Source organism: Paraperibacillus marinus (genome assembly GCF_046237605.1).
Taxonomy (GTDB): Bacteria; Bacillota; Bacilli; order Bacillales; family DSM-1321; genus Paraperibacillus; species Paraperibacillus marinus.
Genome location: NZ_CP143542.1, coordinates 862238 through 876938, shown reverse-complemented (window position 1 = coordinate 876938; position 14701 = coordinate 862238). Strand labels below are relative to the sequence as shown.

The following is a 14701-nucleotide window of genomic DNA, read 5'->3' as shown; positions in this document are numbered from 1 at the left end:
ACCTCCATTATAAACGTAAACAGAGTCATGAAAAATCGGCAAAAAGCCCATTTTCAGAATTTTTTTAATCTTTCATTGTATATATTTCTTTGTGCGAAGTGATCCTCAGCAGTCTCTTCTCGTTAATATCAAAGCCGATACCGCTTTTTTCCGGCACAGATATCCACCCGTTTATTGCTTTTATCTCCGGCTGAATGATATCTTCTTCCCAGTAACGGGAAGAGGAAGCAATATCACCCGCTATCGTAAAACCGGGAAGCGAGGCAAGGGCGATATTATGGGCTCTGGAAACGCCGAATTCCACCATTCCTCCACACCATACCGGAATACCCTTCCTTAAACAAAGGTCATGGATTTTTTTCGCCTGTGTCCATCCCCCCACCCTGCTCATCTTGATATTAATGATCTTACAGCTTCCGAGACGGATAGCACCGCTGGCATCAAGGTAGGAATGAATGCTCTCATCCAGGCATACAGGCGTTTTCAGTTCCTTTTGGAGCAGAGAATGCTCCACGATATCATCATGTGCTAGGGGCTGTTCGAGCATCATTAACCGGAATTCATCCAGCCGTCTTAGATGGCTGCTGTCTTCAAGTGTGTAATCGGAATTCGCATCTGCCATGAGCGGCAGATCGGGAAAGTTTCTCCTGATGTCCTGGAGCACTTCATAATCATTTGTCCTGCTGATTTTTATTTTATAGCGCTGATAATTCTCTTCCCTCAGGCTTTCGATTTGCTGGATGGCTTTTCCGCTTGAAGCGCCCGATATCACTGCCCCGGATGGTATTTTCCCGCCCTTGCCGCCAAAAAGGCTGTAGATGGGGACTCCCATTTGCCGTGCATGCAAATCCCATAGAGATTGTTCAAGTCCGGCCTTTGCCATGTTATTTCTCCGGAACTTCTTGAAAATATGTTCAAGTTCCTTTGGACTCTTAATCTTATATTGAAATAAGGCAGGAATCAGAAAATCCCTTAGTATATGATGGGCCGTCATCACCGTTTCCTCCGTGTACCAGGGACTTGAGAAGGCGGTCACCTCCCCATAGCCTTTTAACCCGTCCTGATCCATAGCTTCAACAATGATGGCCTCCCGCTCTTCAACGGTTTCAAGGTGGGTAACAAAAGGTGATTTCAGCCCGGCCGATATAAAGTATAAGGTAATCGATTTAAGATTCACCCGGCTGTCCCTCCTTGTGGAACAGTGTATGAAGTTCCCTCCTGACGAGTTTTCCTGATGCATTCCTCGGCAGTCCGGCGACTGTTATGATTCTTGCAGGTATTTTATATGATGCAAGCATTTTCCGGCAATGAGCCAGCAGTTCAGTCTCGGAAACACGAGTCCCTTCAGCAGGGACCACATATGCGACAGGTACCTCTCCCCACTTTTCATCCGGCATCCCTGCTGCACCTGCTTCAAAAACATGCTCATGCTGCAGGAGTGCCGCTTCTATTTCAGCAGGATATACATTTTCCCCCCCGGATATGATCAGGTCCGACCTGCGGTCAAGCACATATAAGAAGCCTTCGTTATCCAGATACCCGATATCTCCAGTAAAAAGCCAGCCGCCGCGGATTGCCTTTTCTGTTTCCGCCTGCAGATGATAGTAGCCCTTCGTCACATTAGGACCTCTCACTGCAATCTCCCCTTCTTCAAACGGCAGCCCTCTTCTACCCTTTACATCTATATAAAGTTCATTAGGGAAAAGAGGCTTTCCAGCCGACCCGAGCTTCTTAAGGCTGTACTCCGGTGATAAAGTTACAAACTGTGAGGCAGTCTCTGTCATGCCATAGGTTTGAAAAACAGGAATCCCGAGGCTGGCGCACCTGTCAAGCAAGGCTTTAGGCGCTGGCCCGCCTCCGAGAAGCATGCATCTGAAGGTTGTTGGAAAGGGCTCCGTCCCTCCTGCGATGATCCGGTTCAGCATGGCGGATACCACTGATATGATCGTTACACCCTTTTCCCTGATATCCCGGTTGACTGCCGTTTCATCAAAGGTTTCGTGCAGGATGACACGCATGCCATAAATCACACTTCGCAGAAGGATGGATAATCCGCTGATATGAAACAGCGGTACAGCACACAGCCAGCAGTCATCCTCATTCAGGCCAAGATTCAGGACAGATCCCATGGCGCTCCACCAATGATTGCCATATGTCTGCATGACTCCCTTCGGCCTGCCTGTTGTCCCTGAAGTGTACATGATGGTAGCGGTACTTGATAAGCTAAAACTTGCAGGTGACGGGACCGGCTCTCCTTCATGCAGCACCAGGTCTTCTTTAACGATGCGGGTGCAGGCAGCCAGGTCTGTGCGGACACTTTCCAAAACCTCTGAATACTTAGACTCGCTGATCAGCCATGATGCCTCGGCATCCGCTGCCTGAAATGCGATCTCACTGCCGGTGAGGCGCGTATTGAGCAAAAGGATCCTTGCCCCCAGGCTCCACAAGGAGTGGATGATAAAGACCGTATCAGCATGGCTGCCCAGGAGAAGCCCGACTGTATGGCCTTCCCTGATGCCCTGGCGGTATAGGGCGGCAGCATAAAGAGTAGATTGGTTCTGCACCTCCAGGAAAGTGTATGTTTTATTTAGAAATTCGAGGGCAGTACGCTCAGGAGTAAGCTCAGCCCTCTTCTGAAGCCAATTTGGCATAATGTCTTGTTCCATCATCATTAACCAGTCCTTTATGTGCAGTTCATAGAAAAAAAGCCTGGCGGAACAGGTCCGCCAAGCTATATTAAATCAAGGGAAACGAGGGAATTGGCCAAAATCAGGCTTCCTTTTTTCTTTAAAGGCATCCCGGCCTTCTTTTGCTTCATCTGTTGTGTAATAAAGAAGAGTCGCATCACCTGCAAATTGCTGAATGCCGGCAAGTCCGTCTGTATCTGCGTTGAAGGCAGCCTTCAGGAAGCGGATGGCCGTCGGGCTCTTCTCAAGGATTTCTTCACACCACTGAACCGTTTCATCCTCCAGCTGATCCAGGGGAACAACCGTGTTCACCAAGCCCATATCAAGTGCTTCCTGCGCATTGTACTGACGGCACAGGAACCAGATTTCCCGGGCTTTCTTATGGCCGACGATGCGTGCAAGATATCCAGAACCGTAACCGGCATCAAAGCTGCCCACTTTTGGTCCTGTTTGTCCAAAAACAGCATTATCGGCAGCGATGGTAAGATCGCAGACGATATGGAGCACATGCCCGCCTCCAATTGCATATCCGGCTACCATGGCAATGACCGGCTTCGGAATCACCCTGATCAGACGCTGAAGATCAAGCACGTTCAGACGCGGAATCTGGTCTTCGCCTACATAGCCGCCGTGTCCGCGGACCTTTTGATCTCCTCCTGAACAGAATGCTTTGCCGCCTTCACCTGCAAGGATGATCACTCCTATATTAGAGTCATCTCTTGCGTAAGCAAATGCATCGATCAATTCCATTACAGTCTTCGGTGTAAAAGCATTATGTACTTCTGGGCGGTTAATGGAAATTTTAGCGATGCCATTGTACGTTTGATATAAAATCTCATCATATTTACGTTCTGATACCCATTCTCTGGTCATGGTTTAACCCCTCTCATTCATTCTTTGCAAAAAAGTCAGTTATTTTTCTCCCATATACCTCAGGCTGTTCCAAGTGGATGGCATGGCCTGCATCCTCTATTATGGCCCAAATGCTGTCCGGCATCAATCGATCCATCTCACCGGCAATGGTACAAAATTTCCGGTCGAGTGATCCGCTGAGCAGGAGCACAGGGACCTTTAGGTCTCCCAGCCTATCCCAGTAAGAAGGCTGGGAACCGGTGCCCATCCCTTTAAGGCTGCCGGCAAGACCAACAGGATTATTCAAAAGCCTCTGCTTCTTTAAGAAATCCTTCTGGCCGGCTGTCAGCTTCTCTGCCTGGGTTTGAAAGAGCGGGATAGCTCCCCACCTCTCGGCAAACAAATCAATTCCGTCCTTTAAGATTCCTTCAGCAAGCTCTGCATCGGCTATCCTCCGGGCTGCTCGTTCAGATTCTGTCTTCAGGCCCGGGGAGGCACTCTCCAGAATCAGGGCTTGAACCCTCTCCGGATAGAGGATGCTGAAGCATAATGCCAGCCTCCCTCCCATCGAGTACCCAAGGATGCATGCCCTTTGAATATCAAGTGAATCCAGGATCTCATTTACAGCCTCTGCAGCTTTTTCAATCCTATACCATCCAGGGTCCCCTGGACTGCTGCTTCTGCCGTGCCCGATTATATCAATGGCGATGCGTTTATAACCGCTGGGCAGAAAAGGTGCTGCAAACCTCCAGTTTGAGGATGAACCGGTAAATCCATGCAGGAGCACAAGGGCAGGACCCTCACCGCAGACTGTCACCATATAGGAAACGCCGCCGGCTTCTATCTTCATTCCTGACCCTTCCTATCTGCCTGTTTCATTTCCCGGGAAACATCATTCCACAAGTTTCGATGTTTTAAGACATTCGTTTGCCTGTCTGTCCTCAGTTCGATCACATTTAATCCTTCTTTGTTAAAGGATTGTGAAAATTGTTCCGAAAATGCATGCCAGCTTTCAGGTGAAGAATACGTGCCGCCATATAAGCTTACGGCATGCTCAAAATCCATGCCATGAGGAGTGCCAAAAAGCTCTTCGAAGTGCCTTTCGGAACTTGCCTGCGGCAGGAATGAAAAAATCCCTCCGCCATCATTGTTGAGAATGATGATGGTGATGTTCAGCTTTAGGAGCTTGGCTGCAAGCAGGCCGTTCATATCATGGAAGAAACTGAGGTCTCCGATGACTAAAACAGCATGGCCGCGTATGGCACTCACTCCAAGCGCAGAGGATACAACACCATCAATTCCATTTGCTCCGCGATTGCAAAACAGCCTTACATCCGTGGATGGAGAGAAATAAAAAGTATCCAGGTCCCTTACAGGCATGCTGTTGCCGACAAAAAGACTGGAACCATCCGGCATCATATCTGCAAGCAGGGAGAAGAGCTTGCCTTCGTCCAGTTCCTCGATATCACGGACGGAGTGAAGCCCAGCCCTTGCATGGTCGCGGAGCTCGCGCCAGTGCGTAAGCCATTCAGTCTGCCCGGCTGGTTCAAGCCTGCTCTCAAGGCTTATGCAGAAAAGAGTCTCATCACAGTAAATCATGCTTCTGGCCGTGCCTGTGGGCTCCCGGAAGCCCGCTCCTCCATCTACCACGATCATATCTGTCCCTGCCTGCTCCTTCATAAATATTGTTAGAGCCTTGGATACCGGCATGGCACCAAAACGCACAATTAAATCAGGCTTGAGCCCTGTCTTAACCTCTTCAAATCTCAAGAAGGTGTCATAGGTATCTATAATGTTTTCACTGACATATTTCACACTTCTTAATTGGGATAAAGGATCTGCCAGGATCGGAAAACCCGTTTTTTCACTTAAAGCAATCACAGCATCATTGAATTCCAGTAAATCCATGGGCCCGCAGACAATCAGCCCCTTTTTGGCCGCTGCAAGCCTGCCGGCATATTGATCAAAGACTGCAGGCGGCAGTGTCTGCATATTTCTGTTTTCTAATTCGAGTACGGCCTCATTGCCTTCCCCAAACCAATTCTTCTCTTCCAAAAGCGGTATGAGCGGTTCACGGAAAGGGAAGTTAAGATGAACAGGCCCGGCCGGCGAAGCCATGGCGGCCGATGCAGCCCGGGCGCATACAATCCGGGCATAATTAATCATCTCGGCAGTATCCTCAGGAAGGGCCATTTCGGCAAACCATTTCACATATCTCCCATATAAATGGAGCTGATCGATTGCCTGCGGCGCGCCGACATCCCTCAGTTCATGCGGCCTGTCGGCAGTCATGACCAGGAGGGGAATGCGTGAAATTTTCGCCTCCACTATGGCTGGAAAATAATTGGCCGCAGCTGTGCCCGACGTGCATAGAAGCCCGACTGTAGAGCCGGATGCTTTTGCTATGCCCAGCGCATAAAACGCGGCCGAACGTTCATCTATGTTAATGTGAACCTTGATGGCAGAATGCTCCATCAGCATATAGGCAAGGGGGGTAGACCTCGAACCCGGACTTACCACCACGTGCCTCACACCTGCCCTGGCAAGTTCATCAACAAAGGCCCCGGTATAGGCACTTAACGCTTCACGGTGTTGCATGGAGCTTACCTCCTAAAGCACTTAACATTGGCTTGAATTTAATGGCAGTCTCAATATATTCACTTTCAGGAATGGAGCTTTCCACAATTCCGCATCCTGCAAAAAGAGATGCTTCATTACCCTGGACAAGGGCTGATCGGATGGCCGCAGCAAACTCTCCATTGGACTTGCCATCTGTCCAGCCAACCGGAGCTGCATAGAAGCCCCGCTCAAGCCTCTCCAGCACCCTGATGCGTTCCACTGCCTTTTTTTTCGGCAGTCCGCCCATGGCAGGGGTTGGATGCAGCTTTTCTACACAATCAAAGATGGAGATCCCATCCTTGCATTCACCCTCCACTGGAGTGAAGAGATGCTGGATATGCCTTGTCTTCATGAGTACAGGTCCGCTTGGAACCTCGACCGTTTCACAGACTGATTGCATGGAATCCTTAATCATCGATACGACATATTGATGCTCAATCCGATTTTTATCGTCTTGAAGGAGTGTGTTACCCAGCCTCTCATCCTCAGCCTCCGTCATTCCCCGGGCGATCGAGCCAGCAAGGCAGGCAGACGAAAGAACGCCTCCCTGTTTTTTAACGAGCTGCTCAGGGGACGCACCTATAAAGTAGTCGCTTCCGGATTCCAGGCAGAAGACATAGCTTGTCTGCTGTTCCTGCAGAAGCCCTGCCAGCACCGGTTCAGCATCAATCTTGGAACGGAAAGCAAGCCTGGTTTCCCTTGCCAGAACTATTTTATTTAAATCTGTTGCTTTAATTTCTTCAATAGCCGTTTGGACGGTTCCTTTCCACTCTTCAGGAAAAATCTCCTCCTGCTCCATCAGTTCGTTCGAATAAGCGGGATGAGCGGCCTCTTCACGTGCTTTGGCTGCAAGTTCCTCCAGCTCTTCACGTGCGTCAGTGAAAATTGTCAGGCTGTCGTCCTGTTTGATCAATAGATTGAGCGTTAAATAAGCCTCTCCGTCAATCACTGACAGCATGTATTTTGGTATATAGAATAAATTATCTCCAAATTGGTCCCATAATTCTGAACCGCTCTTTTGATGATCAAAAGAAAAACCCCCAAATAATAAAGGGCCTGTCCCTGGTACTTCCTTTTCCCTGGCAACGATTGCCCGGTCCAATAAGTCGTTCCATACCTGCTCTATTGCCTGGTATCTTTCTGTACTATCATTTGTACGGATCGTATCTATATTCCCTATTCCGGCAAGGATGGTGCTGCTAGCAGGATCCTGCCAGAAAAATCGAGTTCCTGTATATTTTTCTTTTCCTGAATGGTAGAAGGAAAGGGGGTCCAGCGCACCAATTCTAGTCACTTCGCTGAGCAGGACAGAACACTCCCTTTTCCGGGCTGCAGTCCTGGCCTCTAAAAAGCTGTCATTTATGTCAATATTGCTGGCGATTATCATATTATCCCCCCTCCTGTAATATTCCCATGTAAAACCTATTTAAAGATACACCCACGAAGCTCTCCATGTCAATAATTCCAGACTCTTACAGACAGGGTCATTCGAGTATTTTCCTTATTATATATCCATCCGGTTCTCCGGGACATGAACAGGCCGGGGCAGGCATGACCAAAAAAATACATTGACACGCCTGCATCCTTTTTCTACACTAGGTTTGTAATGAAAAATTTACAAGCCACACATATATTGTGCCTTTAGTCTGATTGAAAACAAGCAAATGGTGAGACCCGTTTTACTTTTAAGGCGTGTTTTACCGGTTGAGGAGAGTATATATGCACACACATTTAGATACATCACCCGCATCTCTCGTAAAAAATAAGAAAAACAATTGGAGAGTATGGTGGCAGCTTACCCGGCCTCATACATTGACAGCCGGCTTTGTGCCTGTCCTTGTCGGAACTGCACTTGCGCTGAATGCTGGCGCGGACTTCAATATGCCCGTCTTTATCTGCATGATGATAGCCACCTTATTTATCCAGATGGCCACAAACATGTTCAACGAATATTATGATTTTAAAAGAGGCCTTGATAATGAGCATTCGATCGGCATAGGCGGGGCTATTGTCCGTGAAGGGATTTCACCGCAGACCGTTTTGAATATTGCACTCAGCCTATATGGGCTCTCCATCCTCCTAGGCGTTTACATCTGTATGGAGTCCAGCTGGTGGATAGCAGCGATCGGCCTTGTCTGTATGGCCGTAGGCTACTTATATACAGGAGGACCGTACCCAATAGCATACACTCCGTTCGGGGAATTCTTTGCCGGATTATTCATGGGTGTATTCATCATCCTGATATCCTTTTATATCCAGGCAGGCAATGTGACCATTTATCCATTAGTGGTTTCCATACCTGTCGCTCTGCTGGTCGGTGCCATCAATCTTGCCAATAACATCCGTGATCTTGAAGGGGACAAGGACAACGGCCGGAAGACATTGGCAATTTTAGCCGGAAGGCGCAATGCAGTGATTATCCTCGGCACCATGATGGCTGTCTCCTATGTATGGATCATTGCACTGGTTGCATCCGGCTTCACGTCTCCATGGCTGCTGATTGTTGGACTGAGCAGCCCAAGGGCCATCCAGGCCACTAAAGGGTTTATCGGCAAAACCCAGCCGCTTCAAATGATGCCCGCCATGAAGGCGACGGCCCAGACAAACACTCTATTTGGCTTCATGCTTTCCATTGGATTGTTCCTCAGCTACTTTTTCTAAAATGTCTGCCTTTACCGGCAGGCTTTTTTTTGCCTTCTCTTTCCACTTTCCTGCCAAATTCTTTAGAGTTTTTGCATGACTCGATTCGGGTATATATCTGTACGTGAACAAATAATATTCTCAGATTTGCTGAGAGAATTATATATCAGACTATGACCAAGGGGTGTGAAAGGAATGTTATCGCAGGAACAATCAAAACAATTGAAGGAAGAGCTTATATCCATGAAAAAGGATCTTGAGCGTCAGGTAGAGATGCAGGATCCCAGTGACGACAGTATTTCTGATTCAGTAGGAGAACTGAATTCAGTGGACACCCACCCTGCCGATCTCGCGACTGAAATTGTTGAAAAAGAAAAAGATGTGGCACTTGAGGAACATAATTCCACAGAGCTGTCCAAGGTCAATATGGCCCTTGAGGCAATGGAAGACGGCTCCTACGGGAAATGCCGGAAGTGCGGAAGAGATATTCCGTTTGAGCGCCTTGAGGTTATCCCGTCTTCCCTATACTGTATCGACCATACTAAAGAACGAACTATTTCAGAGGGTCGGTCCGTTGAGGAGGAGGTTCTGGAGCCTTCGCACCGGGATTCGTTCCAGCGGCTGAGGGACAATCATCTGATTAATGATGACATTGACAGCTTTGAGGATGTTGCTAAATATGGAACATCTGAAACCCCTTCCGATTATTACGGGAAAATGGAAGATTACAATTCCATGGGCGACGGTAATGCGGATGATGATGGATTTCCTGAAGACTATGAAGGATTTGCTGCTTCTGATCTGGAAGGCAGGAACCCAAAAACTACTGATTCCAAAAAAGAAGATGATTACGAACGCCAGCTTGATGAGGAAGGGATTGAGTCTAATATCGGGGACATTCCTTATCATGAGAGGGATAGTTATTTAGAAGACAAAGCTTCTGATAAAAAGGGAAAGAAAGAAAATTAAGCAAAGATCAGGCCGGCCCCTTGACGGGGCCGGCCTTTTTCATAGCTCATTTCATCCATTGCGGCTTGATATGCCAGATTTCATCCGAATACTCACGAATCGTCCTGTCGCTCGAAAAGTACCCAGCCATCGCTATATTTACTAGGCTTTTCTTAGCCCATCCATCTCTGTCAGAATAAGCCTCTTCAAGCCGTCCCTGGGCTGTTACATAGGAGTCAAAATCTCGAAGCACAAAGAACTGGTCATTCTCCGATAACAGTGAATCAAAAATCGTTTCAAAGTGCTCCGATGAATCCGGGAAAAATCCATTGATCAGCTGATTGCAGATCTGGTGGATCCTCTCATCGCTATGATAATAATCATAGGAGCTATATCCCCCGTCAGCAAGATAACTCAGTACCTTCTCAGCATCCAGGCCAAATATGAATATATTGTCAGGGCCCAGACGTTCCGCCATCTCCACATTTGCACCATCCATGGTGCCTATGGTCACTGCACCATTGATCATGAATTTCATGTTTCCCGTTCCGGAGGCTTCCTTGCCTGCTGTGGAAATCTGTTCGCTTACCTCGGCGGCAGGGAATATTTCTTCACCCAGCGATACATTGTAATTCTCTACGAATACCACTTTGATATAAGGGCTCACATCGCTGTCTCCATTCACCTTCTCTGCGATAGCATTAATCAGTTTGATCACCTTTTTCGCAAAGTAATAGCCCGGAGATGCCTTTGCACCGAAAATAAAGGTGCGCGGATGCGGCTTGAACTGTTTGTCTTCTTTCATTCTATTATAAAGGTACATGATGTGGAGGACATTGAGCAGCTGCCTCTTATAGGCATGAAGCCTTTTTACCTGTACATCAAAGATGGAATCTGTATCAACCTTAATTCCTGTATTTTGATAAATACGGGATGCAAGCTTATTCTTTCTGGCCTGTTTTACCATTCGCAGCCGTTCAAGAACCGTGGCATCGGTTTGATATTCCATAAGCCGGGCAAGTTCTTCAGGCTTAGTCCTCCAGCCATCCCCAATATACTCAGACAAGAGGGCTGAAAGTTCGGGATTCGCTTTCATCAGCCAGCGCCGATGCGTGATACCATTGGTTTTATTATTGAATTTCTCCGGAAATACAGCATAGAAATCCTTCATTTCCCTATGCTTCAGGATTTCCGTATGAAGACGGGCTACCCCGTTCACGCTAAAGCTGCCCGCTATGGCCAAATGAGCCATTTTCACTTGACCGTGGGCGATGACAGCCATTTGTTCGATATGCTTCCAGTCACCCGGATACCGATCCCACAGATCCTGGCAAAACCTTTCATTTATCTCATGTATGATCATGTAAAGGCGCGGCAGCAGCGCGGCCATGATATGTGCTGGCCATTTTTCGAGCGCCTCTGATAAGGTGGTATGGTTCGTATAAGAGATGGTCTTTGTAGTGATGTCCCAGGCGTCTTCCCATGACAGCCCCTCTTCATCGAGAAGGATCCTCATCAGCTCAGGGATGGCCATGGCAGGGTGGGTATCATTTATATGCAGGCCGATCTTTTCTGGAAACAGCCGGATATCTTTATATTTCTTCCGGAAAGCTCCCATGATGGATTGGATGGTGGCGGAAACAAGAAAATACTGCTGTTTCAGCCGGAGGATTTTTCCTTCTTCATGCTCATCATTTGGATATAAAAATTCTGTGACTGCTTCAGTTTCCCTTTTATACTTCATTACATCCTTCTGGCCTGGAGTAACGGCTGGCTCTGCACTCCACAAGCGGAGGGTATTCACTGTAGAGTTCCGATAGCCCACTACCGGAACATCATATGGCACCGCCATTACTCTTACCGAATCAACATGCCGAAATGACAGCCTTCCGTCTTCTACAAAGCTTTCAACCTTTCCATAGAAAGGTATTTCAACAGCAAGATCCGGTTTTCTTACTTCCCATACAAAGCCGTGCCTGAGCCATTGCTCAGGCAATTCCACTTGAAAGCCATCTAAGATCTTCTGTTCGAAAAGACCATGTTTATACCGGATTCCGCAGCCATGTCCTGGCAGGGACAGGGAGGCTAGAGAATCCATAAAGCATGCTGCAAGCCTTCCTAGACCGCCGTTCCCAAGGCCCGCATCCGGTTCCCGATCTTCTATCTCCGAGAGCTCGACATCCAGGTCTTTTAGGCCATCCTTGATTATTTCAGTGATGCCGAGATTCAAAAGATTGCTTCCCAGAAAACGGCCAGGCAGAAATTCAATGGAAAGATAGTAAATCTGTTTGGCATCAGATATCCTTGCTTTCTCAATCGATTCGATCCAGTTATGGCTGATATGTTCCCTGACCATGATTCCGAGGATATGGAACTGCTCCCGCTTTGAGGTTTCCCGAAAGCTTTTCCCATATGCCGCCTCAAGCCTATTTTGAAAATGCTTTTTAAAGGTTTCTTTATCAGAAAACACGGCTTCCACTTTGATTGACCAGCTCCTCATAAAGCAAGTTATACTTTTTAGCCGACTGGGACCAGCTATAATCCATCGTCATTGCTTTAGCCACGATTTTCCCCCATGTTTCTTGATCCTGATAAAAGGACATGGCCCGCTTAATGGTAAACAGCATATCATGTGCATTGAAGTTGCTGAAGGAGAATCCGTTCCCTTCACCAGTAAATTCATTATAAGGAGTGACCGTATCGTTCAGCCCCCCGGTCTCCCTTACAATTGGGACAGCTCCATACCTCATAGCAATCAGCTGGCCCAGACCGCATGGTTCAAACTTGGAAGGCATCAAAAAGAGATCGGCCCCTGCATAAATCTTATGCGCGAGTCCTTCATCAAATCCAATAATCGCTTTAACTTTATGCGGATAGTAATATTGCATTTCCTGAAAGAAATCCGAAAACTGTGGATCTCCGGTACCGAGTACAACCAGCTGGATGTCCTCGCTGACGATTTCCCCGAATACCCCTCTCACCAGCTCCAATCCCTTTTGCGCAGTAAGCCTGGTAATCATGGCAATAATCGGAACTGAAGGATTTTCCGGAAGGCCGAGAAGTTTTTGCAGGGCCCGCTTGTTGTCCGCCTTTCCGTCTATGCGGCTTGCGCTATAAGCTTTTTCGAGGGAACTGTCGGTTTCAGGGTCATACAGATCTGAATCAATACCATTTAGAATCCCACTGAAGCTGTCTCCCCTGCTCCTCAAGAGACCGTCAAGCGCTTCACCGTAGTATTCCGTCTGGATTTCTTCTTTGTAGGTCGGGCTGACTGTAGTAATATGATCAGCGGCAACAAGGCCGGCCTTCATGAAATTAATGTTCCCGTAGAATTCAAGGTGGTCTTCATTGAAGTAATAGTCACTGACGCCAAGCAGGTCCCCAAGGATGTCTTTCGGGAATACCCCCTGGAATTGCAGGTTATGGATAGTGAAGACCGTCTTGATGAATTCATAGCCTGGCCGGCCCTGATATTCTGTTTTATACAGGAAGGGAATGATCCCTGTATGCCAATCATGGCAGTGCAGGATCTGCGGCTCAAGGGCAAGCTGTCCGATTCCTTCAAGCACAGCCCTGGAAAAATAGGCGAACCTTTCCCCATCATCAAAATCACCGTACAGATTTTCCCTTTTAAAATAATATTCATTGTCCACGAAATAATAGGTGATACCTTCAAGCTCTAAATGGAAAATGCCGCAATACTGGCTGCGCCATCCTACCTGGACTTCAAACTCCGCTATCTTGGACATCCTATCTGTATATTCATGGCTGATTCCGCTGTACTTAGGCATGATCACACTCACCCGGTTCCCGTTTTCTGCGAGCTCCCCGGGGAGGGATCCGGCCACATCTGCCAGCCCTCCAGACTTAACAAATGGTACGCATTCCGAGACAGCAAAGAGAATATCCATCAGCTGACCACCGCTTTCTGGACGGCACCTTTCTTAATGACAATGGGCTGGTCCTTTGTTCCGATTAGTTTCACGCCGTCTTCAATCCGCACATCTTTATCCAGTATGACAGATTCGAGTACACAGCCTTCTCCAATCTGGCTTTTCTGCATGATTACACAGTTTTTGATAACCGAGCCTCTGCCTATCTTGACCGACCTGGAGATGATGCTGTTTTCAACTGCTCCTTCAATAATACAGCCATTCGCGACCATGGAATTGGTCACTTCTGAATTCTTCGTATATTTGGTCGGGGGTTCATCCTTGACCTTCGTGAAGATCGGCTGCGTCTTATTAAAAAGTTTTTGCCATTTTGACGGCTCAAGCAATTCCAGGCTTGCTTCATAATAGGAATTGATGGAATCGATGGTCACACAATAGTCTGTGTACTCATATGTGCAGACCTTATACGGATGCTGTCCATCTACAATCAGGTCATACAGGCATTGATGGCCCGTAATATCCCGCTTGACAATCAGGTCAATAAGAAGCTCCCTTTTGAGAAGATACATTTCAAGGGGGCGCCCGTCCTTTGTGACTTCAGTGATGTCACAGCCGCTCTCAATATGCCTGTCTAAGATCTCACAATAGTCTACATTCAGGACTGTATAGCAATTGGATACAACGGCATACTCCTGTGTGCTTCTTTTGAAGTAATCCAGGTGATAGGAAAAACATTGGAAAGATCCGATATGGTAAAAAGGGATATCCAGATTAGGGGCAGGGAAGAAGAAAAGGCCATCTCTCTTTCTGTCCAAATCCCAGTTCTTTCCGGACTCCAGGTGATCCATAAGGGATCTGTAATGAAATTTTGGAAAAACGGCCACACTGGTGATTCCTGAATTGACCATGCTTGAAAGCACAAAGTCAATGAGCCTGTATCTGCCGGCGAAAGGCAGGGCAGCAAGGATCCGCTGCTCTGTCAGGTCTCTGAGTGGATCTTTATAAGTGGTTGCATCAATGACTCCAAGGATATTTTTATTCATGCTAAGTCTCCCTTCCAAA

The 14701-nt window shown here is 47.5% G+C and carries 11 protein-coding genes; 2 read left to right on the top strand and 9 right to left on the bottom strand.

The features are described 5' to 3' along the window. Window positions 1–64: 64 nt before the first annotated feature. The 6 genes from menC to V1498_RS04475 form a co-directional block, all read right to left on the bottom strand. A complete protein-coding gene (gene menC, locus V1498_RS04500) occupies window positions 65–1177 on the bottom strand; it encodes an o-succinylbenzoate synthase (protein ID WP_409297083.1) in 1113 nt (370 codons plus the stop codon). Further along, window positions 1167–2666: an o-succinylbenzoate--CoA ligase gene (locus V1498_RS04495; RefSeq protein WP_409299137.1), complete on the bottom strand. Its 1500-nt coding sequence runs from the start codon at window positions 2664–2666 to the stop codon at window positions 1167–1169. The genes menC and V1498_RS04495 overlap by 11 nt, the downstream gene beginning before the upstream one ends. 75 nt (window positions 2667–2741) lie before the next feature. Next, window positions 2742–3560 carry a 1,4-dihydroxy-2-naphthoyl-CoA synthase gene (gene menB / locus V1498_RS04490; RefSeq protein WP_409297082.1) on the bottom strand — a complete coding sequence of 273 codons (819 nt, stop codon included), beginning with the start codon at window positions 3558–3560 and terminating at the stop codon, window positions 2742–2744. Between the two features lie 13 nt (window positions 3561–3573). Next, window positions 3574–4389 carry a 2-succinyl-6-hydroxy-2,4-cyclohexadiene-1-carboxylate synthase gene (gene menH / locus V1498_RS04485; RefSeq protein WP_409297081.1) on the bottom strand — a complete coding sequence of 272 codons (816 nt, stop codon included), beginning with the start codon at window positions 4387–4389 and terminating at the stop codon, window positions 3574–3576. Further along, a complete protein-coding gene (gene menD, locus V1498_RS04480) occupies window positions 4386–6137 on the bottom strand; it encodes a 2-succinyl-5-enolpyruvyl-6-hydroxy-3-cyclohexene-1-carboxylic-acid synthase (RefSeq protein WP_409297080.1) in 1752 nt (583 codons plus the stop codon). The genes menH and menD overlap by 4 nt, the downstream gene beginning before the upstream one ends. Next, window positions 6124–7545, bottom strand: coding sequence for an isochorismate synthase MenF (locus tag V1498_RS04475; protein ID WP_409297079.1), 1422 nt, complete (start codon window positions 7543–7545; stop codon window positions 6124–6126). Before V1498_RS04475 ends, menD begins: the two co-directional genes overlap by 14 nt. A 332-nt stretch (window positions 7546–7877) precedes the next feature. Here V1498_RS04475 and V1498_RS04470 point away from each other — a divergent pair, with 332 nt between their 5' ends. Then, window positions 7878–8819, top strand: coding sequence for a 1,4-dihydroxy-2-naphthoate polyprenyltransferase (locus V1498_RS04470; protein ID WP_409297078.1), 942 nt, complete (start codon window positions 7878–7880; stop codon window positions 8817–8819). Between the two features lie 174 nt (window positions 8820–8993). After that, a complete protein-coding gene (locus V1498_RS04465; protein WP_409297077.1) occupies window positions 8994–9767 on the top strand; it encodes a TraR/DksA C4-type zinc finger protein in 774 nt (257 codons plus the stop codon). 46 nt (window positions 9768–9813) lie between these two features. On the opposite strand, the gene V1498_RS04460 is transcribed toward V1498_RS04465, so the two are convergent. From V1498_RS04460 to V1498_RS04450, 3 genes are read right to left on the bottom strand one after another with little or no spacing between them, the layout of a single operon-like run. After that, window positions 9814–12216, bottom strand: coding sequence for a glycogen/starch/alpha-glucan phosphorylase (locus tag V1498_RS04460; RefSeq protein WP_409299135.1), 2403 nt, complete (start codon window positions 12214–12216; stop codon window positions 9814–9816). Then, window positions 12206–13657, bottom strand: a complete 1452-nt coding sequence (glgA, locus tag V1498_RS04455; RefSeq protein WP_409297076.1) for a glycogen synthase GlgA — start codon at window positions 13655–13657, stop codon at window positions 12206–12208. Before glgA ends, V1498_RS04460 begins: the two co-directional genes overlap by 11 nt. Beyond that, complete coding sequence (locus V1498_RS04450; protein ID WP_409297075.1) at window positions 13657–14682, bottom strand: sugar phosphate nucleotidyltransferase; 1026 nt, start codon at window positions 14680–14682, stop codon at window positions 13657–13659. Before V1498_RS04450 ends, glgA begins: the two co-directional genes overlap by 1 nt. Window positions 14683–14701: the final 19 nt, after the last annotated feature.